At 73.8% G+C, this 19,375-nt stretch carries 23 protein-coding genes; 13 read left to right on the top strand and 10 right to left on the bottom strand.

The annotated features are described in order from the left end of the window. Window positions 1–39: 39 nt before the first annotated feature. From OG550_RS17470 to OG550_RS17455, 4 genes are all read right to left on the bottom strand, one after another. Window positions 40–1,308 (bottom strand): IS701 family transposase, encoded by a 1,269-nt coding sequence (locus OG550_RS17470; protein WP_327678605.1) that lies wholly within the window; start codon window positions 1,306–1,308, stop codon window positions 40–42. 476 nt (window positions 1,309–1,784) lie between these two features. After that, window positions 1,785–2,492 carry a TetR family transcriptional regulator gene (locus tag OG550_RS17465; RefSeq protein ID WP_327678603.1) on the bottom strand — a complete coding sequence of 236 codons (708 nt, stop codon included), beginning with the start codon at window positions 2,490–2,492 and terminating at the stop codon, window positions 1,785–1,787. A 170-nt stretch (window positions 2,493–2,662) separates the two neighbouring features. Next, window positions 2,663–3,820, bottom strand: coding sequence for an NAD-dependent epimerase/dehydratase family protein (locus OG550_RS17460; protein ID WP_327678601.1), 1,158 nt, complete (start codon window positions 3,818–3,820; stop codon window positions 2,663–2,665). Further along, window positions 3,817–4,443, bottom strand: coding sequence for a ScbR family autoregulator-binding transcription factor (locus OG550_RS17455; RefSeq protein WP_327678599.1), 627 nt, complete (start codon window positions 4,441–4,443; stop codon window positions 3,817–3,819). The genes OG550_RS17460 and OG550_RS17455 overlap by 4 nt, the downstream gene beginning before the upstream one ends. Window positions 4,444–4,566: 123 nt before the next feature. Between OG550_RS17455 and OG550_RS17450 the strand changes: the two genes are divergently transcribed. After that, window positions 4,567–5,670 (top strand): ScbA/BarX family gamma-butyrolactone biosynthesis protein, encoded by a 1,104-nt coding sequence (locus tag OG550_RS17450; RefSeq protein ID WP_327678597.1) that lies wholly within the window; start codon window positions 4,567–4,569, stop codon window positions 5,668–5,670. Between the two features lie 274 nt (window positions 5,671–5,944). Here OG550_RS17450 and OG550_RS17445 read toward each other — a convergent pair whose 3' ends face one another. Continuing rightward, entirely contained in the window at window positions 5,945–7,327 is a 1,383-nt protein-coding gene (locus OG550_RS17445) for an MFS transporter (RefSeq protein ID WP_327678595.1), read from the bottom strand. A 256-nt stretch (window positions 7,328–7,583) separates the two neighbouring features. Here OG550_RS17445 and OG550_RS17440 point away from each other — a divergent pair, with 256 nt between their 5' ends. Then, window positions 7,584–8,474 (top strand): LysR family transcriptional regulator, encoded by an 891-nt coding sequence (locus OG550_RS17440; RefSeq protein WP_327678593.1) that lies wholly within the window; start codon window positions 7,584–7,586, stop codon window positions 8,472–8,474. 57 nt (window positions 8,475–8,531) lie between these two features. Here the strand turns inward: OG550_RS17440 and OG550_RS17435 are convergent, their stop codons facing one another. Then, entirely contained in the window at window positions 8,532–9,530 is a 999-nt protein-coding gene (locus OG550_RS17435; RefSeq protein ID WP_327678591.1) for a LuxR C-terminal-related transcriptional regulator, read from the bottom strand. Between the two features lie 163 nt (window positions 9,531–9,693). Between OG550_RS17435 and OG550_RS17430 the strand changes: the two genes are divergently transcribed. The 3 genes from OG550_RS17430 (at window position 9,694) to OG550_RS17420 (ending at window position 10,829) form a co-directional block, all read left to right on the top strand. Further along, complete coding sequence (locus OG550_RS17430) at window positions 9,694–9,984, top strand: hypothetical protein (RefSeq protein WP_327678589.1); 291 nt, start codon at window positions 9,694–9,696, stop codon at window positions 9,982–9,984. Window positions 9,985–10,277: 293 nt separating this feature from the next. Then, window positions 10,278–10,427, top strand: coding sequence for a hypothetical protein (locus OG550_RS17425; protein ID WP_327678588.1), 150 nt, complete (start codon window positions 10,278–10,280; stop codon window positions 10,425–10,427). 147 nt (window positions 10,428–10,574) lie between these two features. Continuing rightward, window positions 10,575–10,829, top strand: coding sequence for a hypothetical protein (locus OG550_RS17420; protein WP_327678586.1), 255 nt, complete (start codon window positions 10,575–10,577; stop codon window positions 10,827–10,829). A 50-nt stretch (window positions 10,830–10,879) separates the two neighbouring features. Here OG550_RS17420 and OG550_RS17415 read toward each other — a convergent pair whose 3' ends face one another. The 4 genes from OG550_RS17415 to OG550_RS17400 all read right to left on the bottom strand — a co-directional run bounded on the left by OG550_RS17415 (window position 10,880) and on the right by OG550_RS17400 (window position 14,949). Further along, complete coding sequence (locus OG550_RS17415; protein ID WP_327678584.1) at window positions 10,880–11,446, bottom strand: DUF5994 family protein; 567 nt, start codon at window positions 11,444–11,446, stop codon at window positions 10,880–10,882. A gap of 848 nt (window positions 11,447–12,294) precedes the next feature. Then, window positions 12,295–13,323 (bottom strand): hypothetical protein, encoded by a 1,029-nt coding sequence (locus tag OG550_RS17410; protein WP_327678582.1) that lies wholly within the window; start codon window positions 13,321–13,323, stop codon window positions 12,295–12,297. Window positions 13,324–13,384: 61 nt separating this feature from the next. Beyond that, complete coding sequence (locus OG550_RS17405; RefSeq protein WP_327678580.1) at window positions 13,385–14,104, bottom strand: HAD family hydrolase; 720 nt, start codon at window positions 14,102–14,104, stop codon at window positions 13,385–13,387. Next, a complete protein-coding gene (locus tag OG550_RS17400; protein ID WP_327678577.1) occupies window positions 14,101–14,949 on the bottom strand; it encodes a GntR family transcriptional regulator in 849 nt (282 codons plus the stop codon). Before OG550_RS17400 ends, OG550_RS17405 begins: the two co-directional genes overlap by 4 nt. Before the next feature lie 442 nt (window positions 14,950–15,391). Between OG550_RS17400 and OG550_RS17395 the strand changes: the two genes are divergently transcribed. From OG550_RS17395 to traA, 8 genes are read left to right on the top strand one after another with little or no spacing between them, the layout of a single operon-like run. Next, entirely contained in the window at window positions 15,392–15,658 is a 267-nt protein-coding gene (locus tag OG550_RS17395; protein ID WP_327678575.1) for a hypothetical protein, read from the top strand. Further along, window positions 15,658–16,035, top strand: a complete 378-nt coding sequence (locus tag OG550_RS17390) for a WhiB family transcriptional regulator (RefSeq protein ID WP_327678574.1) — start codon at window positions 15,658–15,660, stop codon at window positions 16,033–16,035. Before OG550_RS17395 ends, OG550_RS17390 begins: the two co-directional genes overlap by 1 nt. A 41-nt stretch (window positions 16,036–16,076) precedes the next feature. Beyond that, entirely contained in the window at window positions 16,077–17,066 is a 990-nt protein-coding gene (locus tag OG550_RS17385; protein WP_327678573.1) for a hypothetical protein, read from the top strand. Next, window positions 17,063–17,437: an RRQRL motif-containing zinc-binding protein gene (locus tag OG550_RS17380; protein WP_327678571.1), complete on the top strand. Its 375-nt coding sequence runs from the start codon at window positions 17,063–17,065 to the stop codon at window positions 17,435–17,437. Before OG550_RS17385 ends, OG550_RS17380 begins: the two co-directional genes overlap by 4 nt. 45 nt (window positions 17,438–17,482) lie before the next feature. Beyond that, entirely contained in the window at window positions 17,483–17,869 is a 387-nt protein-coding gene (locus OG550_RS17375; protein ID WP_327678569.1) for a RapZ C-terminal domain-containing protein, read from the top strand. A gap of 20 nt (window positions 17,870–17,889) precedes the next feature. Continuing rightward, entirely contained in the window at window positions 17,890–18,129 is a 240-nt protein-coding gene (locus OG550_RS17370) for a hypothetical protein (RefSeq protein WP_327678567.1), read from the top strand. Window positions 18,130–18,147: 18 nt separating this feature from the next. Next, window positions 18,148–18,705, top strand: a complete 558-nt coding sequence (locus tag OG550_RS17365) for a hypothetical protein (protein ID WP_327678565.1) — start codon at window positions 18,148–18,150, stop codon at window positions 18,703–18,705. 22 nt (window positions 18,706–18,727) lie between these two features. Next, the gene (traA, locus tag OG550_RS17360) at window positions 18,728–19,375 is read left to right on the top strand and encodes a plasmid transfer protein TraA (protein ID WP_327678563.1); all 648 of its coding nucleotides are present in this window, start codon (window positions 18,728–18,730) and stop codon (window positions 19,373–19,375) included.

The raw sequence follows: 19,375 nt of genomic DNA, 5'->3' as shown, positions 1-19,375 counted from the left end.
CGGTTCGAGCGTGTTCGGCAAGTCGTCGCGGGCGGTCCGCTACGCGGAATTCCGCAGGTTCTCCCGGCCGATCCGCCCGTCGATCCGCCCGCCGATGCGGCGGTCGGTCCGGGGGTCGGCCGGCGCACCCGTCACGGCGCCGGCCAGGGTGCGGGAGCCGGTCTCCGCGGCCGGCTCCGCCAGGCCGCGGCCGAGCGAGTACGCGGCCGAGACCAGCGTCATGTGGTGGTGCCAGCCGGTGTACGAGCGGCCGGAGAAGTCGAGCAGGCCGAAGTCGGCGCCGAGCCGGTCCACCGTGGTCCGGGTGGTCGTCGCGGTGTCGATCAGCGCGAGCACGGCCGGGGCGTCCTCGGCCAGGTCGGTGAGCCAGTACCGCCGCGGTCCGCCGGTCGCGCCGCCGTGCGCCCAGAGCCGGTGCACCGGTCCGGCGGGGCCGCCCGCCGTGCCGGGCCGGGGGCCGGGCAGCAGGACGGGTGCGCCGCGCAGCACCGGCTGCGGGGCCCCCGGCGTTCGCGGCCGTCGGCGCGGGAACAGCGACTCGGCCGGCAGGGTGGTGCTCTGCTGCACCCGCCCGTGGCGCCCGGTGGTGGCCTGGAGGACCGGCCGGACGGCCTGGTGGGGCCGGACTTCCAGGACGTACGGGACGGAGCGGCGGGCGAGCGCGGCGGCCAGCCGGACCGGGTCGTCGACCACGGTGAGGTCGGCGACCAGCGGGGCCGCCGGCCGGTGGGCGGCGAGCCGGTCGACCATCTCGACCAGCACTTCGCCGACCGGGCGCGGGGCGGCGTTCTCCGGGATCCGGGCGCGGGTGCGCCGCTCCGGGTCGGCCGTCCACTCCGGGTCGAGCAGCAGGGACCAGTCCACCGGGACGGCGTCCCGGTCGGTGGCCACGAACAGCCCGGGTGCGGCCTGGCACTTGATGGTGCGCCCGGCCTCCGGGACGAACCGGCGGTGGACGCCCACCGCCTGGTCGCCGCGCTTGGGGATGACCGCCAGGGTGGCGGTCCAGGCGCGGACCGGCCGGTCGCCGGCGGCGAGGCCGGCGAGCACCCGGCGGGCCGGGCGCCAGTCCCAGGGACTGCCGTTGATGAACTGCTGGAGCGAGAGCGAGGCGGTGGCCGCCGTGGATCCGGTCGACAGGCTCGCGGCCATGTTCGACAGCGTCTTGCGGCCGGGCGCGGCCAGCAGTCCGTGCAGGTAGGCCCGGGCCCAGCGGCGCTGGTCTATCCGGGCGAGGTGGGCGAAGACCTGCTCGGCGAACCGGGAGACCGCGGCTTCGCCGGCAGGTGAGAGGGGTTGCGCGTCCATGTGAGCTCCCCGTGATCGTGAGGTGCCGTGAGGTGCCGTCCCCAAAAGAATAGCGAACGATCGCTTTGTTTTTGAGCCCCGGGCGGGCCGTGGGCCGGTTTTGGCAAGTCCGCGCCCTTCGACGGAGGCCTCCGGCGAGGCGTCCGGTGGTCCGTCGGGAGGCCCGTCCGCGCCCCGTCCTCGGCTCGGCCGCGGGCGTACGAAACCGCCCGCACCGGCGTCAGGCTGCCAGTACGGGCGATGGGGTGGGCGGTGAGGTGGTCGGCGGCGCGGGCGGTGGGGTGGGCCCCCGGCGCCGGGCGGCCTCCGGTGCGCCCGTCGAAAACGCGTCAGGCGGCGACCGCCGGGCCCGCCGCCGACGAGGAGTCAGGAGGGGCGGGGGCGTCGGGAGGGGTGGGGGTGTCGGGAGGGGTGGGGGTGTCGGGAGGGGTGGGGGTGAGCCCGGCGCGGACGGGGTGCGCCGGGCGTCGGCGGGATCAGGTGGTTCCGCCCGGTGCCGGGGGCCCCGCCACCGCGCGCCGCCAGAGCCGCAGCAGCCGCCGGCGGGTCTCCTCCTCGGAGGCCTGGGCGCCGCCGCCCACGGTGACGACTCCGCGCCGCAGTGCCTCCGCGCCCACCACCAGGCAGTGCGCCAGTGTCTCCAGGTCGAGTGCGTCGAGGGGGTCGAGGGCGTCAAGGTTGTCGAGCTCGTTGAGGGTGTCGAGGCTCCCGGATTCCGCGGCGGCCTGCTGCCCGGTGCGGGGCCGGTGTCCGCTGCAGGCCCGTTGTCCGGCGCGGGCCCGCTCCCGGGCCAGGCGGTCGCGCAGGTCGGGGCTCCAGCCCGTGTGCCAGTTGCCGGCCGACTCCGGCTGCTCCCAGGTCAGCCGGGCCGCGGCGCGGACGCTCGGCTCCTCCTGGAGCAGCCTGGTCAGGGTGTCCGTCAGCTCGGCCACGCCCTCGGTGCCGGGCGGCTCCTGTCCCGTACCGGCCTCCACCGCCGCCCTGGTGAGCGCGGCCGCGTCGGCCCGGACCGCGTCCGCCAGGGCCGCCTTGGACGGGAAGTGGAAGGTCAGCGCTCCCATGGTGACGCCGGCGGCCTGGCTGACCCGGGCCAGCGAGGTGCCCGCGTAGCCGTGTTCGTCGAACTCGGCGGCGGCGGCCCGGAGCAGGGCCCGGTGGGTCTGCTGGGCCCGTTCCTGCTTCATCGCCCACCGCCCGCCCGGGTGACGGGGGCGGGGCGTGCGTTCGGTGCTGACGGTGCCGCGGGTGCGGCCTGAGGGTGAGGGTTGACGAACCACATGGGTGGGCGTGGCTCCTTCGGAGCGGTCGGGGACGGTCGGATGACCGGTGTGTGACGGTCCGTGACACTTCGACGCTACGCCCCGGATAGCCGCATACGCACGGATTCCGCCGCATCCCCCCGCAGCTTTGGCATCTCCTCCGCAAATCCCCCCGGGTGCGGGTGCGGGTGCGGGAGCGGGAGCGGGGGTAGGGGCGTCGGCCCGGCCGGCGGGTTCGCCGCGAGGTGCGCGCGGTACCAGGGTGCGGCGGCGGCGAGCCGCTCCAGCGGCCCCGGCCCCGGGTCGGTGGCGGTCAGCCGCCAGATCTCCTCGCTGCGGTACCAGTGGTGGCGTGCCATCAGGTCGAACTGCCGCTCGCCGTACGCCCCGGGCGTCCGCCGGAGTTCGGCGGTGCAGCGGTCCCACGGCCAGTCGGCGGAGGGCACCGGCGGGAGCACCCCGTGGTCGGCGAGGGCCGCCAGCAGTGCGCCGATGCCGACCGGCCGTGGGTGTCCGGCGTGGTGCACCCCGGGCGCCCGGTCCGGGAGCGGTTCCGGGGCGAGCGCCAGCGCGGCGATCAGCCGGGCCAGGTCGTCCACCGCGACCAGCGAGAGCAGTGCCCCCGCGCCGTCCCAGTGGGCCGGGACCCGTCGCAGCAGCTCGGCCAGGCAGGGCACCACCCAGCGGTCGCCGGCGCCCAGGACCAGGGGCGCGCGCAGCACCACGGCCCCGGCGTCCAGCGCGGCCCGCTCGCCGGTGAGCCTGGTCCGGCTGGCCGCCGAGACGGGTGCCGGCACCACCCCGTCCACGTCGAGGTCCCGGTGCGGCCCGGCCCCGTACACCGCCGAGGTCGAGAGGTGGACGATCCGGCCGACGCCGGCCCGGCCGGCCTCCGCCAGCAGCGCCCGGGTGCCGTGCACGTTGACGGCGGCGCAGGCCTCCTCCGGGCCGCCGACCAGTGAGGCGAGGTGGATCAGCACGTCGGCGCCGTCGGCCGCGCCGCGCAGGGACGAGGGGTCGGCGAGGTCCCCCGTCACCGGGGCCGTCCCGGCCGGGGCGGCGGACCGGGTGAGGGCCCGCACCGCGCCGACGCCCGGTGTCGCGCGCAGTGCCGCCAGCACGGCGGAGCCGATGAACCCGCCGGCCCCGGTCACCAGGACGGTCGGCCCGGTGCCGGTGCCGGTGCCGGTGCCTGCCGCGCCGGTGCCGGTCGCGCCGGGTCCCGCGGTGCCGCTCCCCGTGGCGTGGCTCATGCCCGCTGCCCGTGCTCCGTGAGGTACGCCCGCAGCTCCGCGACCACCGATGCGGGGGCCATGCCCGGCAGCAGGTACCACCAGAGCTGGATGATCCGCTGCGGCAGGTCGGCGCGGCCGGTGCGCAGGTGCGACATGATCTGCGACCCGGTGTACGCCGCGACCAGCACCTGGGCGAGCTCCTCGATCTCGACGTCGTCGAGCAGTTCGCCGGTCAGCCGGGCGGCCTCCAGTTCGGCGCGGAACTGTTCGGCCCACATCTCGTACGGGCTGAAGTCGCGCAGCCCGAGCTGGCCCTGCTCGACGGCGAGCGTCACGCCCGCGCGCAGCAGCACGTTCTCCTGGAGCTCGTCGGCGAGGTAGAGGTTGAGCCCGATGAGCTGGCGCAGGCCGCTCGGCTGGCCGGGCAGGTCGAGGTCGGAGGCCTGCTCGTCGATGACCGCCTTGGCGAGGTCCTCCTTGGACTTGAAATGGAAGTACATCGCGCCCTGGGTGGTGCCGGCCTGGTTGATGATCTTGCTGACGCTGGACCCGCTGAAGCCGTACTCGTCGAAGATCTGGGCGGCGGCGCGCAGGATCGTGTCCCGGGTGCGTACGGCTCGGTCCTGCTTGGCTCTTGCCACGAGTAGCTCCAAACTCCTCGACAAACAAAAAGAACGACCTCTATGTTATTCGCCATGGGGCCCGGCGTACACACCGGAGCACCGACTTTCACCTGCCTGTGGCCACTCTGGGGGAGTGCATCCATGTTTCGCACAGACCACAGCACCACCATGACCAGCACCGTCGCCGCGACCACCGCCGCGAGCGCCACCGCCGCGACCGCGACCGCCACCGCGACCGCGTTGATCACCGCGACCGCCTCCGCGACCGCCGCGGAGCCCGTCGGACCCGGGGCCGGTCCGACCGCGGTCCCCAAGGAGCACGTCCACAAGCGCGCGGCCGACGAGGTGCTGTTGACCGGCTGGGAGCGGATCGCCGAGGACTCCTACCGGATCTCCGCCCGGTGGCCGCGCGACCACCGCACCTACGGCGCCCGCAACGGCTACCACGACCCGATGCTGCTGGTGGAGACGGTCCGGCAGACCTTCCCGCTGCTCTCGCACGTCGCCTTCGAGGTCCCGATGGGGCACCACCTGATCTGGGACCACTTCAGCTACGCGCTGATCCCCGCAGGCCTGCGCGCCGGGGCCCGCGACGCGGTGCCGGCGCAGCGGGGCGGCGACCGCTCCGCCGGCCGGGGCCACGACGAGGTCCAGGTGGACGCCGTCTGCCAGGACCTCGTCCGCCGCGGCAACCGGGTGGTCGCCCTCACGCTGGCCTACGTGGTCACCCGGGACGGCGAGCCGATCGCCACCGCGCAGACCCGCTTCACCGTCCAGGCCCCGGCGATCTACCGGCGCCTGCGGGCGGGCCGGGGCGACGCCCGGGAGATGATGGCGCGCGCCGTGCCGCTGGCCCCGCCGATCCCGGTCGCCCGGGCCGGCCGCGCCCTCCCGCGCGAGGTCGCGCTGTCCGCGACCGACCGGGCCCGGCGCTGGCAGCTGCGGGTGGACACCAACCACCCGGTCCACTTCGACCACCCGGTCGACCACGCGCCCGGCTCCCTGCTGCTGGACGCCGCCCGGCAGGCCGCCCAGGCGCTCAGCCACCCGGCGCCGGTGGTCGCCGTCGCGATGGAGTGCGACTTCACCCGCTACGTCGAGCTGGACGAGCCCTGCACGGTGGAGGTCACCCAGCTGCCGCGCGACCCGGCCCGCCGGGACCGCGCCGGCGTGATCCTGCAGCAGGGGAACGGTGCGCCGTCGTGCTCGGTCATCGTCACCGTCGCCCCGCTGCCGACCGGCTGACGTCCTCTGCCGGCAGGCCGGCGTCCCCCCGCCGTCGGCCCCCGCCGGGACGGAACCCCGCCGCACCACCCGCACTCCCGGTGTCCCCCGGCGCCCCGCTGTCCCCGGCGCCCCGGCCTCCCCCGCTGCCCCGCGCCGGAGCACCCCGCCCCCCACGCCTTCGAGGGCCCGCCGGCTCCCCGCCGACGGGCCCTCGAAGGCAGCGGGTCCGCCCCGCGCTCCCGCCGCTACCGCTGTGCGGAGCCCCCGCTCCCGCCGCGCGGAGCTCCCGCCGCTACCGCGCCCGCCGGGCGAGCAGCAGCCCGGCCAGCGCGCAGCCCGCCGCCGGCAGCAGCAGCGCCGCCCCCGCCGCCGCGCCCCCGGCGTCCCCCTCCACCCCGACGAACGCCCCCATCACGGCCACGCCGAGCGTCGCCCCCACCTGCCGGACGGCGTTCAGCAGCCCGCCCGCGGCACCCGCACCGCCCTCCGGCGCCGCGGACACCACGGCCGTCACCAGCGCCGGCAGCGCGAACGACACCCCGAACCCGGCGCAGAGCAGCCCCACCGCCAGCAGCGGGTACGGCGTCCCGGCCACCACCGCGGCCCCGGTGACCAGGCACCCCGCCGTGAGCAGCGCCAGCCCGCCGACGACCGGCCGCCACGGCCCGACCCTGGCCACGATCCGCCCCGTCAGCAGCGGGTTGAACCCCGGCGGCAGGGTCATCGGCAGGAACGCGGCCCCGGCCGCCACCGGCGACAGCCGCAGGTCGTGCCGGAGCAGCAGGGGCAGCGTGAACAGCAGCCCCAGCATGGCGAAGTTCACCGCCGCCCCGGCCGCCAGCACCGCCCGCATGCCGGGCGCCCGGACCACCGCCGACTGCAGCACCGGTGCGGGGCTCCGCCGTTCACGCCGGACGAAGAGCACCCCGGCCGCCAGGGCCGCCCCGGCCGACCACCCGGCCCGCCCCCAGGCGCCCGAACCGGCCTCGATCAGGACGTCGGTGGCGAGCGCCAGCACCGCGCAGGCCGCCAGCTGCCCCCACCAGTCGATCCGCCGCTCGCCGCGGGGGCAGCGCACCACCCGTCCGGCGGTGAGCGCCAGCACCAGTACGGTCAGCGGCACATTGGCCCAGAACACCGCCCGCCAGCCGCCGAGGCCGACCAGGACCCCGCCGACGACCGGCCCGAAGGCCATCGCGCAGCCGCTGACCGCCGCCCAGACCGCGATCGCCCGGGCCCGTTCGGCGACGTCCGGGTAGAGCCGGGTGATCATCGCCATGCCGGCCGGCACCGAAGCCGCCGCCGCGACCCCCAGGACCGCGCGCAGCACCACCAGTGCCGTCAGGCCCGGCGCCAGCGCGCTCAGCGCCGAGGCGGCGCCGAACGCCGCGATCCCGAACCGGAACGCGCGGTGGGCGCCGTACCGGTCGGCGACCGCGCCGCCCGACAGCAGCAGCGCGCCGAACGCCACGCTGTACCCGGTGACCACCCACTGCAGCCCGGCCGTGGAACTCCCCAGCGAGTCGGCGAGGTCGGGCTCGGCCACCGCGAGCACGGTGGTGTCGAGCAGGACCGCGAAGTAGCCGAGGGCGATGCCGAGCAGCGCCCGCCCCCGGCCCGGCGGCCGGGCCGCGGCGGCCGGCGTGCCGTCGGCGGACCGGGAACCGGTCCGCACCGCGGGTACGCCAGCGGGTGCGGGTACGCCAGCGGGCGCGGGCGCGGCAGCAGGCACGGGCGGAGTGGCGGGCACGGGTGTGGACACGGAGCGGCTCCGGCGGGTTCGACGGTGAGGCGTCGTCAACCCTCCGCCCCCACCCGGCTCCCGCTCCACCGCCGCAACCGCGGGCCCCGTTCGGGAAACCCGAACGCTCCCGCCGTACGCTGGACCGCCGCACCCCGTCGGGCGGCTACCGGGAGTCGAGGGGGACCGGGTGGAACTCAGGCAGCTGCGCACCTTCGAAGCGGTCGTGGTCCACCACACCGTCACCGACGCCGCCGTGGCCCTCGGCCTCGCACCCTCCTCCGTCTCCGAACAGCTCCGCACCCTGGAACGCTCCCTCGGCACCGCACTGTTCGAGCGCACGCCGCGGGGCATGGCGCCCACCCCGGCCGGGCGCCGCCTGCTGCCATGGGCCCGCCGACTGCTGGACCAGGCCGAGCAGGCCCGCCGCGAGGTGGTCGCCGCCCGCCCCGAGCTGCGGCTCGGCGCCCTGGAGACCGTCGCCGCCACCCACGCCCCCCGGGTGCTGGCCCGGCTCGCCGAGCGCCGCCCCGACCTGGACGTCTCGCTGCACACCGACGCGGCCCGGGACGGCCTGCTGGGCGCGGTCGCCGCCGGGACGCTGGAGGCGGCGATGATCCTGGACACCGCCGGCCCGCTCGGCGAACTCGGCTTCGACCTGCCGCCGGTCCGGCTGGACCACCTCGACCTGGAGGACGTCCCCCTCGCCCTGGTCGCCGCGCCCGACCACCCGCTGGGCGCCGCGTCCGCTCTGCGCCGCGCCGACCTGGACGGCCGGCGCCTGCTGGTGAACGCCCCGGCCTGCTCCTTCCGGCTCGCCGGCGACCAGCTCTTCGGCCCGGGCGTCGACCGGGTGCGGACCGGCGGGGTGGCGGTGACCCGTGCGTGCGCGGAACGCGGCCTCGGCATGGCGCTGCTGCCCGAGTTCGCGGTGCGGGAGCAGCTCGCCGCCGGGTCGCTGGTCAGGCTGCGGCTGGCGTCGCCACCGCGCCCACTGCACCTGCGGCTGGTCTGGCGGGCGGACCGGGAGGCCGTCCCCGGCATCCGCGAGGTCCTCTACGCGGCGGCGCACCCGGCCTGACGGGCCCGGGCGGGGAAGCCTCCCCGCCGAGTAGCGGGTTCGGCGCGCGGGGGTCAGTCAGGGCCGACGGCTCGGCAGCCACCCCTCCTGGACGGCGCGCACCCCGGCCTCGAACCGGCTCCGCGCGCCGAGGCGTTCCATCAGGTCGGTCGCCAGCCGGCGGGCGGTGCGCGGGGAGACCCCGAGCCGCTTGCCGATCGCGTCGTCGGTGTGGCCCTCCGCGAGCAGCCCGATCGCCGTGGCCTCCTGCGGGCTGAGCCCGCGGTGGTCCCGCCCGGCGGCCGCGCCGAGCGGCTGCGCACCGGCCCAGACGTTCTCGAACAGCGCGCACAGCGCCAGGAGCGTGCCCTGACCGGTCAGCACGACGGCGCCGGCCGCGGTGTCGTCACCGCTGACCGGGATGACCGCGGTGCCGCGGTCCACCACGATCAGCCGGGTGGGCAGCGCCGGTACCGTGCGCACCTGGCCGCCCTGCTCCGCGATCCAGTTGAGGTACTCCAGGGTGTGCGGACTGTTGCGAACGCTGTCCAGGTACACCGTCCGCATCCGGACACCGCGGTCCAGCAGGTCCTGGTCGAGCGGCTTCGCGGCCGCGATGTGCTCCGGCTTCTGGCCGCCGTCCGGGGCGAAGGTCATGACCTCCTCCCGCACGTTCCGGGTGAGGACCGCCAGCCGGTCGCGGATCCGGTCGATGCCCAGCAGGTGCTCGACCCCCGGGTGGGCGGTCTGCGGCCGCAGGTCCGCGTACTCGGCGATCAGCTGGGCGGCGACGGCCCGGGACGCCTCGATCCGCAGCTGCTGGGCGGCCAGCTGCGCCTGCTGATGGGCGATCAGGAGTTCCATCCCGATGTCCGGCGAGACCGCCCGGAGCTGCCCGGTGTGCTGCGCCGACGGCTGCAGCAGCGCGAGCTCGCTCAGGGTGTCCAGGGCGGACCGGACCGCAGGCTCGGGCAGCGCCAGGCGCTCGGCCAGCGCGGCGACCCCGGCTCCGGGATCGGACAGCATGGCCCGGTAGACCGCCTCCGACGTGCTGTCCAGGCCAAGCGTCGTGAGCACTCTTCGCCTCCCCCGATGACGAACCCGAGCACGAATGCTTCGTAATCGTCGCACGTGCTCTTCATCCCTGAACAGGTTGCATCCGTGGACGGTTCCGGCCACGGCCCGAAGAGTCCAAGTTGGCTCTCTATACGCGATTTGGCCGGTTCGGCACGCTAGGAGCATGTATCTGGTCCACATCGCCCTGCACCGGCCCGACGGCGGCGGGGGCCTCCCGGCCGACGCCCTCGCCTCGCTGTGGGCCGCGGTGAGCCCCGGCGACCACGTCGAACACATCTCCGTCCACCCGCACCGGGCACCCCACCCGGTGGTGGGCGTCTACCTCCTCACCGACAGCCTGGAGGCCGCGGAGGCGGGAGCCGAACGCTTCTGCCGCCGGGCCCTCACCGGCTCCCCGGACCTCGCCGACTGGCAGGTGCTGTCCGTCGGCGTCCCGCTCGTGGGGCCCTTCTAGGAGGCCACCCGCCGACCGCCCAGCCCGCTCCTCCCTCCGCCCCTGCTCCCCCCTGCTCCCGCCCCTGCTCTCATTCCCTGCTCTCGTCCTTGGCCCGTTCCGGCCCGCCAGGCCGGAACGGGCCAGGGACGTTTCCGTCCAGCCGGAACCCCTTCCAACCCCCCCCCTGATCTGCGACGAAGCCGGCCATGGCCGCCGGGGGGACCACCCGGCGCAGACACCGGACGAAGCGTCACCGCGGGACGCGAGACCGGCCCAGCCGCCCTCCCCTCCGGACCGGACAGGACTCCGCCATGCTGCGCACCTCCATCGCCAAGGCCGCCGCGGTCGCCGCCCTCACCCTCGGCGCCGCCACCCTCGCCGCCGCCACCCCCGTACTGGCGGCGCACTCCGCCCCCGAGCCCACCACCCGGGTCGTCGCCGACAACATGATCTGGGGCTGACCCTCCGGCCCGGCCGCCCCGCACCCCGGGCACCGCCCTCCCGCCCGCGTCAGCGCGACCGCAGCCCTCGCACCGTCCCGGTCGCCGTGGGCCGCGCCGACCCTTACCGTCTGTCCTGGGGCTGGAGCGTCGTCACAGGAGGCCGGGATGCCGTACTACCGATGGGTCCTGGAGATCCAGGACGACGACGGCCGCTGGTCCCGTCACGACGGCGGCGGCTCCACGCCGGACCCCCTGGAGTACGACGGACCGCCCCGACGGGCGGCCAACCACCTGCGGGACGTGTTCGTCCGCACGCTCTCCCAGCCCGCTCCCGGTCCCCGGGCGGTCCGGATCCGCCTCTGGGACGGGCCCGAGCCGACCGGCGAGCCCCAGGCCGAGACCGAGTGGTCACGCGAGTGACGTACCCGGCCACGGGCGATCCGCCCCGGCGGGGCCCGGTCGTGGCGCGGTCAGGCCGGCACCGGCCAGGAGGCGGCCCGGCTCCGGGCGAGGTCCGCACGCAGGCCGGCCTCGTCGGTGCCCTCGGCGGGCGCGACGGCCGAGGGCAGGAAGGCGGACCCTTCACCATCGCGGTCCGACCGCGCGGCGAGCAGTTCACCCGCGGTCCGGGTGTCGGCCGGGTCGGCCGCCTCGGACATCAGCCGGGCGGCATCGGCGGCATCCGTCGCCGGCGGGATGATCAGCAGGTTCAGCCGGCGCGGGGCGTACGAGAACACCGCGACCGTGTGCTCGTCCTGTTCGGCGGCGAACCACCCCGCATGGATGGTGTGCCCGGTGACGGGCACGCGTCGCGGGATGACGGGCCACTGTGCGGGGTTCACGGTGATCCGGGTGATCCGGCCCCACCGACCGTCGATCTCGGCGGCCAGGGAGGGGAGTTCGAGGAGGAGATCACGCGAGCGGGGCCACCAGGCTCCGTCCAGGCGGCCCGTCCGCGCGCCGACGGGCGCAAGGGAGAGCCGCGCGGTGGAATCCGGGGCGGCGGGCGTCGTCGCACGATCGAAGGTCACGGTCATGATCAGGGACCTGTCCCCAGGCCCGGCCCGTGGGCCGGGTCCGGTGTTGCCGTTCGCCGGAGACGACGCCAGTGTCCGGTGCCGGCATGCGAAGTGCCTTCGGTGATGTCCAGGCTACTCTCGGTCCGCCCCGAACCCGGCACGGCCGCCAGGGGCCGGGCTCGCCGCCGGGTGCCCGATCGCCCCGCGGGGCACCGCGCCTCGACCACGCCCGGCCCGCCGCCGGAAGCCGCCGACGAACCGTCAGCCACCCGGACGCCTTCGCCCGACCGGGAGCGCCCCGGCCTCCGGAGCCGGCTGTCCGGCCGAGAGCGGGCGACCCATGGTCAGGCCGGCCACTCGGCGGGGCAACTGGGCAACCTGCGGGCCAAGCCCGTCGGCGGCCAAGGCAGTTGCCGCCCACCCGCGCCGGCACGCACGACAGAGGCCCTGCCGGATCTCTCCAGCAGGGCCTCTGCATTGGGTCGGGGTGGCGGGATTTGAACCCACGGCCTCTTCGTCCCGAATGAGGGCCGGAACGGGGGTCAACCTGCACAGATGTGCGAACGTGCAGGTCAGAGTGTGGGGTTCCGTTGGTGGAGGTCGCTCTTGCATGGGGTGAATCTCAAGATCTTCTCCCAAGTTTCTCCCCAAGCCCGATGTCACCTGGTGCGGGGCCGCCTCCTCGTACGTTGGGGGCTCGGTCACCGTCGAAGATCCGCTAGATGCTCTCCGTCAAGGGAACAGCTTTCAAGATCTCACCCAGGTCGAGGTGGACACACCCTCGTGACCTGGCCTGAGGCTACGGGCGCGGCAAACTGGCCTGTTCGTGACCACGGCTGGTCCACGAACAGGCTGAGTGCGACGCTCTAGAACCCCAGGATGTTCCGCAGTTCAGCCACGCGCGCCATCGCTGCCCGCGGCCCATATGCCGCAATGCTTGAGAGCAAGGCTGCAGCACCCGCTGCGATTGGAACTCCCTCGGCGGGATATCCGAGCAGAATCCAGGAGCAGGAAATAATCGCGGTGATCGACACGACCGCCGCCAACCGCAGGCCAGCTGCGCGACTCTCGGGTGCTACCACCCCGGCGAGATCGGCTTCGGGCAGAAGTTGGCCGATTTTTGGCTCCACATAGTTGTTTGCAATCGTAACCAATAGGCGAGCTAGATCCTTCATGGCCTCAACCCCGCGAGTGTCCATCTGATCCTCGGCCTGCTGGAGCCTTGCCGCCACCAGGCTGGAATTAGCTTTGATGGAATGGCGCCTATGGGAGAATCGCCCCATGCTGCCATTTATGCGATGTACGCGGAGTACAGAGCGCCTGACATTTGTGCAAGCATCATCCAGTCCACGGACGGCTGCTGGGCGCTCGTCCCCGACTGATGAGTGAACTGCCTCGCACAGCCGCACCGCACTCATTATCGATAGTAGGAACCGGTAGCGCGAAACGGTAGGGTTATGATTCGCGGCCCAGATTAGGAGGGGCATGACCATGGCGACGGTAAGCATGGAGCGAGGCTGAAGGCTCGGCGCCAACTTTCCCGACTCGATAGTCTTGATCACGGCCATGGTCAAATCACCCAGGCCGACACCGATAATGAAACTCAGGATCCTGTACCTCAGGCGAATTTCGCCAGCCGTAGTCTTACCGGCGGCACGTAGCGAGTCGGTGGGAAGGTCGGCCAGGCCGAACACCTGCAGAGAATTGGACATTCCCTGAAGAGCAAGTTCTGCGGTGCGAGCATTCCATGCTTCCCACCTTCGACGAATTGGCGGCACGTGGGTAGCGATCCACAGTAAGGCTTTATAGAACAAGACCACCAGTGCCACGGAGACCATGTTCAGAAAAACGGCCTGCTGAATCTTCGCCAAGAGGTGCATATCAACGACCAACATTCCCCCTATGCTTCGCGCCTCGGTGAGGAGCGTAGCGGCCCGGCGCGCGGCGCGAGGGGAATTAACCACACCTGCCACGGCGCCCCGCGCGCCCGAGGAGCAAGGCATCCGCGACGAGCTGCATTGAGTCCACGATCACGGTGGCCCCGGCGGTGGCGAGCTTAGAGTCTTTGCCAGGCTTGTTGGCATAGCCGATCGTGGGGACGCCAGCTGCTTCCCCAGCCTCGACGTCACGAGCCGCATCGCCGATGAATACGCAGTGCTCCGGTCCGGTGCCCGCAGCTTCCATGGCTTCTACGAGGAGGCGCGGGTTTGGCTTCATGGAGGAGGGGTCGCCTGGGGTGCGCCCGAAGATGCCCGCCACGTAGCCACTGAGCCCGTGCTTGGAGAGGTACGTCTTGATGGCTGCGCCCGCGTTGTTACTGACAACCGAAACCAGCCGGTCGGAGCCAGCACAGGCGCGCAGCACCGATTCTCCACCAGGAGTCGGCTGACCAACCTGGACGGCTTCGGTCTCCAGGACGGCCAGTGCGGCGTCCGTGCTCTCTGTGAGGTCGGGCCGGGAATCGGAGACCAGCCGGAGCAAGGCAAGCGGATCGCTCTCATCCTCGGCCCCGGTCGGGGCATGCCCGCTGGCAGCAAGCATGCCCTCGCGGAGTCGACGGGCGACGTCCGAAGCGGGGAGGCCAGCGAAGACCGAGCACACCGGGCCGTCAAAGTCGAGCAACACGTGCCTAACCGGCCGGAGCACGTCAGCAAGGGACTGCGGCTTGGTGCTCATGGCAGACGCTCGTAGGCAATGGTGGACCACACGCTGTCGAACCACATCTGAGCCTGTTGGACATACTGCGACCCGAGTGACGCGTCATCCGGACCAGCGGCGTGATGGAACAGCGTGGTGTCCTTGCCGGTCACGTCGTAGAACGTGTGGTCCGCGCCGTCGACTGGGATGGTTCGCTGTCGGAGCGGATAGAAGCCGAAGAAGGCTTCCGACCGGTTCAGAATGTACAGCTTGAACAGGCTGGACGCCCGGTGCACCTTGACCTGGACGCTCGCCGACTGGACGAGCCCCAGCTCTGCCAGTACCTCGACCGAGTGGGCGATACCGCCGGCGTTGGTCAGCGCGATGTTCCGGGCCCGCTCGCGGAGCGCTGCCTCGTCCTTGAGCCCGTCGACCAGCACGGGGACGGCCATCGGCTCCGTGGTGTCCGGTAGCAGCAGGCGCACGGTGATGGACTCGGGGGTGAGCCGCCCGGAGCGGATTTTGTCCAGCGGCTCCTGCATGGCGTTGTGCAGCGTCTCGCTGGAGAACCCTGCGAAGTCCAGAGTGACCTGCTGCTGCTCGAAGGCAGCTTCGAGGTGAGGCCGGAGTCCGACCGGCCGAGAGGTGCGCTCCCGGACGAACGAGCCGCTTCCCTGGCGGGTAACGATCAGGCCCTCGGTCCGAAGTAGATCCAGCGCCTTGTCTACCGTGCCGCGCGCCACGCCGAAGTGCTTCGCGAGCTCAGGGCCGGAGGGAAGTTTGTCGCCGGTCTCGTACCCCGGCTTCTTGGTGAGGATCGAGGCTCGTAGAGAGCTGCTGACCTGCTGATATGGGGGGCGCGAGTCATCCGGGTCTAGGGCCATGCGCCAATGCTAAGGCAGGTGCCCAACAGACGCGAGAAACCCAACCCTCTTGACCTGCCTAGGCAGGTTCTCTATGTTGAGAGTGTCGCAACCGAGAGAAGCGGAATCGACACAGAGGGGGGGCCTTCTTAGGGCTGCTCTGACCTGCATAAATGCGCCCGGAGGGGTGGGGTGACAGCCCCCCTAAGGCAGTGCTTGATCTTTGCGAACTCAACAGAGTGCTTCACGACGGGGCTGGTCCCCGTCCCCACGCGGACTGGGTGATGTCCGCACGTTTCGAGTGTCTTTGGTCCCCGATCCGTCCGCTCGACGGTCGGGTCGGGGGTCATGGCTGCTCGTGATGTGACGAGTAGCTTGCCCGCATGAGTCGGGCCGCCGCGCTCCCGGCCAAGGTTCGCGCGGCGGCCCTGCGGGCTCACCCCCGATTGGACGAGGTGAACCCATGAAACTGATTGTTGCAGGCAAGGAGGCCGCGACTCCCGAGGAGTTCGCGGAACTGGCCTTCGGGACCGGCGCCGACTTCGGCTTCGGTGTCGACACCGAGCTGTTCGACGGCAGCGCCGACGGCTCCGCCGAGGACCGGCTGATCCGGCTGGACGTCGCGAGGGCGGTCCTGCGGGACCTGGACCCGCCGGCCGCCCGCTTCGCCTCCGCGCTGATGCGCACCGCCGAGCGCCGCCGGGCCCAGACGTGGAAGGCGGCCGCGTGATGACCCAGCTCCACAGCCTCCTCAGCGGGGCCGCGACCCGGACCACGCACCTGACGGCCCGCCCGGCGGCCACCGTCCTCTCCGAGATCCGCCCGGCTGCCGACGGTGACCTGCGCGGCGCCGCGTGCGCCGGCGCCGACACCGACCTGTTCTACCCGGACCCCGAGGAGATCGGGCCGGAGGCCGCCGAGTGGGCCGAGCGCCGCGCCAAGATGATCTGCGCGGGGTGCCCGGTGAAGTCGCTGTGCCTGGCCGACGCGCTGGAGCGCAAGGAGGCGGCCGGGATCTTCGGCGGCCTGAATGAGCGCGAGCGCGGCGTCCTCCTGCGGAGGGCGGCTCGCTCCCGGGCCCGGGTGAACACCGGGGTCGCCGGGTGAACGGGCACGGTGTTAACCACTCCGATGGGGGTGTTCACCCGGTGCTCGGCGAGGTGCCCACCGAGGCCCAGATCCGCCGCACGTCGCGGGTGATCAGTGCTGGTACGTGGGTGCTGACGGGGGCGGTGGTCGCGGTGAGCATGTCCACCGCCGCACCGTTCATCGACGCCCATTCACCCGGCTACGGGACCGGTCCGGTCATGGCGGTCGCCGGGGACGGGTGCTTCATCCTGAGCCTTCAGGCGGACAGCACCCTGTCCCGCTTCGGCGTGAGCGCCGGACGGTGGCCGGCGGTCTTCCGGTGGGTGACCGGGCTCGCCACCGTGTGGCTCAACATCGGGGCGGCCGCGCTGGCGAAAGACCTGGTGGGCGTTGTGATCCACCTGATCCCGCCGCTTCTGCTGCTGCTCGTCGCGGAGGCCGGACCGGCCTACCGGCGGGCCCTCGCCCGCCTCGCGAAGCGGCCCCAACCACCGCTCCGCACCCGCCCGGCACATGTCCCGCAGGCAGCCAGGCAGGTGGTGAACGTGCCGCTGTTCACCTTCCCGGCCGCGCCGTTCACCCCGCCCCCGCCGCCCGCCGAGGCACTGCCCCTCGGCCCCGTTCCCGGCGCCCGGGAGGCCCTCCCGGCGGCTCCGGTGAACGCGGTGAACACCGAGGTCGTTCACCCGGCACTCCCGCCCGTTCACCCCGCGCCGACCGCCCCCGCCGAGCCGGTTCCGCCGACCGCCGACGACGTGGTCGACGGCCCGGTGAACACCAGCGGGCCGGACCCGGTGAACACCCCGGAGCCCGAGCCGTTCACCCCCGAGCAGGAGGTGAACGCCGACGACGACGGGGTGGACACCGACCCGCCGGAGCCGGAGCGGCTGGACGGGGCGGAGGCCGCTCGCGTGATCGAGGAGTGCTGGCGCGATCGCGTCCCGCAGCGTGAGGCCGCTCGCCGTGCCACCCGCTCCCCGGCCTATGTCAGCGCCGTCTACAAGCGGCTCGGCGAGCAGGACGGTAGCGCCGGGGCGGTCGCCGCATGAGCCGCCCGAGGCACTGGGACCCGTCCGGCGACCGGCACGGCGGCATGCCCACCTACCCGTGGCGCATGGCGCCGCGTGGCCTCTTCACCCGCCGCCAACTGCGGGCGAAGGGCCTTCGCCCCGGTGGTCAGGACGTCGCCGCACAGATCCTGTGGCGCTCCCGCTACGGCGGCACCCGCCTAGCCTGCCTCTACCGGATCACGCTGGCCCGGCCGGTGCGACCGATGACGCCCGCGCGGGCCGCCGCCCTCGAAAAGGCCAACCGGGCGCGCCGCACCTGCCCCGCCTGCGGCATGGACGCCGGCTACGTGCTCCCTGCACACCTCGGCACCTGCCTGCCCTGCGCCGGCGCCTCCGCGCTCGCCGCCTGAGCCCTCCCTGACCTGCACCGCCGACTCCGCAAGGGGAGCGCCGCCATGTCCGTGACCGAGATCAACGTGATCAGCTTCGGGTACCTGCACGGCACCCCGCCCGAGGCCCACCTCACCCTCGACCTGCGCAAGCACTTCCGCGACCCGCACGTCGACCCCGCCCTGCGCGAACTGACCGCCGCCGACCTCCCGGTCCGGCAGGCCGTCATGGGCACCCCGGGCATCCGGGAGACGATCGCCGCCGCCGCCCTGCTGGCCGACGCCTACGACGCCGGGCCGAGCGAGGCGCCGCTGACCGTCGCTGTCGGCTGCGCGGGCGGCCGGCACCGCGCCGCCACCGTCGCCATGGCGCTCGCTCGCCGCCTCGGCAAGACCGGCACCACCGTGCACCTCACCCACCGCGACCTCGGCAAGCCCGTCGTCGACCGCTGACCCGACAAGCCGGAGGAACCGTGTCCGACACCAGCAGCACCGTCCCGGCCGCCGAGCCCACCCACGCGTGGCTGATCACGCTCCAGTACCCGGTGCCCGCCGGGTTCGCCGTCACGACCCAGAGCGGCACGATCACCGCCGCCCCCGGCAGCATCCGCCAGCGCGTCTACGTCGACATCCGTGACTGGCTGACGCAGCAGCGGCCCGAGCTGGGCAACGGCACCGTCCTGTTCTTCTCGCTGGAGCCCTACCGGCTCTGACCGTCCAGGAGATCCGTCATGGCTCGTCCCCGCACCACGAAGATCGTGATCCCGCAGCAGCGTGGACTGCGGCGCGGCCACCGGCCCACCGCGCATGTGGTCGACCTCGGCCGGGGTACCGCCCCGGTCGTCCTGGTCGTTCCTCACCGGCCTTCCCTGGCCGGCCGGGTGGCCGGTGCGACCGGCAGGGCGCTGTGGCGCCGCCGGGTCGCGTGGGCGCCCGTCTGGGCCGGGTTCGGCGTCCTCGGGGCGGTCGGTGCGCTGTCCGCCCTCCCGGCCGCCGCGTTCGCCTTCGGCGTCCCGGCCGTGCTGCTGCCCGCCGGGCGGCTGTTCATGGCGCGCCGCCACCCGCGCGCTGCTGTCCGCCGAAAGAACCGCGCCCGCACCCGCTCCGTCACCGCCTTGTCGGCCGGTCTCGCCTGGTCGGCGCTGGCTGTCTGGTTCGGCCCGCTGAACGGCCCGCTCGCCGCCGCGTGGCTGGCCGGAACCGCGACCGCCCAGGCGCTCTGGTCCCGGCGTCGCAGGGCCCTCGCTACCGTCCCGATCGCGCCCGCCGACACCACCGTCGTTGACTGAACTTCCTTAAGGAGAAGCACAGATGAGCACTCCTCCCAACATCGGCAGTCCGTTCCCGCCCCCGCGCCGCTCCGGCCCCGCCGGCCCGGCGGGCAGCCCGACGCGTCCCGCTCCGCCCGCCGGTAACCCCGGTCCGGGCGGTGCCGGCGGCGGGGCTGCTGGCGGCAACTCCTACCACTTCACCTACAGCCGCACCCGCACCAGCGGTTGGGGCGGGCAGGCCGCGCCCGGCGGGACGGGCGGCGGCATCGGTGCGGCTCCGCAGGCCGGGCGGCAGCAGGGGCCCGGCGGTGGCGCGGGCGCCGGGGCCGGGCGGGGCGGCTACTCGCCGCTCGGCGACCCGGAGTTCTTCACCAACGCGGACGTGCGCGCGTTCTGCGAGCGCGGGCGCTCGGCGCTGATGCAGATCTCCTTCGAGCTGTCGATGGCCCACGAGATCCTGAACGCGGTGCTCAAGGAGGTGCCCGACTCGGACGGCATCCCGTTCGGCGCGCACGCCCGCGCCCGCCGGGTCTCGAAGCACTTCAAGAAGGCCGCCGACGACGCGAAGGACTGCGCCGCCGAGATCGCCCGCACCTATGCCGCGTTCCAGAAGGAATTCGACCCGGAGATCTCCCGCGTCGCCCGCCCCCGCCAGGCCCCGCGCCGCAAGTTCGACTTCGGCGGCTGA

The organism is Kitasatospora sp. NBC_00458 (assembly GCF_036013975.1).
GTDB lineage: Bacteria > Actinomycetota > Actinomycetes > Streptomycetales > Streptomycetaceae > Kitasatospora.
This window is presented reverse-complemented; position numbering and strand designations above follow the sequence as displayed.

What these genes read in the sequence shown, in the direction of transcription:
- OG550_RS17390 (WP_327678574.1), top strand. Translation starts at nt 15,658, where the DNA reads ATGACCCAGCTCCACAGCCTCCTCAGCGGGGCCGCGACCCGGACCACG.
- OG550_RS17400 (WP_327678577.1), bottom strand. Translation starts at nt 14,949, where the DNA reads ATGGCCCTAGACCCGGATGACTCGCGCCCCCCATATCAGCAGGTCAGC.
- OG550_RS17450 (WP_327678597.1), top strand. Translation starts at nt 4,567, where the DNA reads ATGTTTCGCACAGACCACAGCACCACCATGACCAGCACCGTCGCCGCG.
- OG550_RS17420 (WP_327678586.1), top strand. Translation starts at nt 10,575, where the DNA reads ATGCCGTACTACCGATGGGTCCTGGAGATCCAGGACGACGACGGCCGC.
- OG550_RS17365 (WP_327678565.1), top strand. Translation starts at nt 18,148, where the DNA reads ATGGCTCGTCCCCGCACCACGAAGATCGTGATCCCGCAGCAGCGTGGA.
- OG550_RS17375 (WP_327678569.1), top strand. Translation starts at nt 17,483, where the DNA reads ATGTCCGTGACCGAGATCAACGTGATCAGCTTCGGGTACCTGCACGGC.
- OG550_RS17425 (WP_327678588.1), top strand. Translation starts at nt 10,278, where the DNA reads ATGCTGCGCACCTCCATCGCCAAGGCCGCCGCGGTCGCCGCCCTCACC.
- OG550_RS17380 (WP_327678571.1), top strand. Translation starts at nt 17,063, where the DNA reads ATGAGCCGCCCGAGGCACTGGGACCCGTCCGGCGACCGGCACGGCGGC.
- OG550_RS17410 (WP_327678582.1), bottom strand. Translation starts at nt 13,323, where the DNA reads ATGTTGGTCGTTGATATGCACCTCTTGGCGAAGATTCAGCAGGCCGTT.
- OG550_RS17415 (WP_327678584.1), bottom strand. Translation starts at nt 11,446, where the DNA reads ATGACCGTGACCTTCGATCGTGCGACGACGCCCGCCGCCCCGGATTCC.
- traA (WP_327678563.1), top strand. Translation starts at nt 18,728, where the DNA reads ATGAGCACTCCTCCCAACATCGGCAGTCCGTTCCCGCCCCCGCGCCGC.
- OG550_RS17405 (WP_327678580.1), bottom strand. Translation starts at nt 14,104, where the DNA reads ATGAGCACCAAGCCGCAGTCCCTTGCTGACGTGCTCCGGCCGGTTAGG.
- OG550_RS17465 (WP_327678603.1), bottom strand. Translation starts at nt 2,492, where the DNA reads ATGAAGCAGGAACGGGCCCAGCAGACCCACCGGGCCCTGCTCCGGGCC.
- OG550_RS17470 (WP_327678605.1), bottom strand. Translation starts at nt 1,308, where the DNA reads ATGGACGCGCAACCCCTCTCACCTGCCGGCGAAGCCGCGGTCTCCCGG.
- OG550_RS17430 (WP_327678589.1), top strand. Translation starts at nt 9,694, where the DNA reads ATGTATCTGGTCCACATCGCCCTGCACCGGCCCGACGGCGGCGGGGGC.
- OG550_RS17395 (WP_327678575.1), top strand. Translation starts at nt 15,392, where the DNA reads ATGAAACTGATTGTTGCAGGCAAGGAGGCCGCGACTCCCGAGGAGTTC.
- OG550_RS17460 (WP_327678601.1), bottom strand. Translation starts at nt 3,820, where the DNA reads ATGAGCCACGCCACGGGGAGCGGCACCGCGGGACCCGGCGCGACCGGC.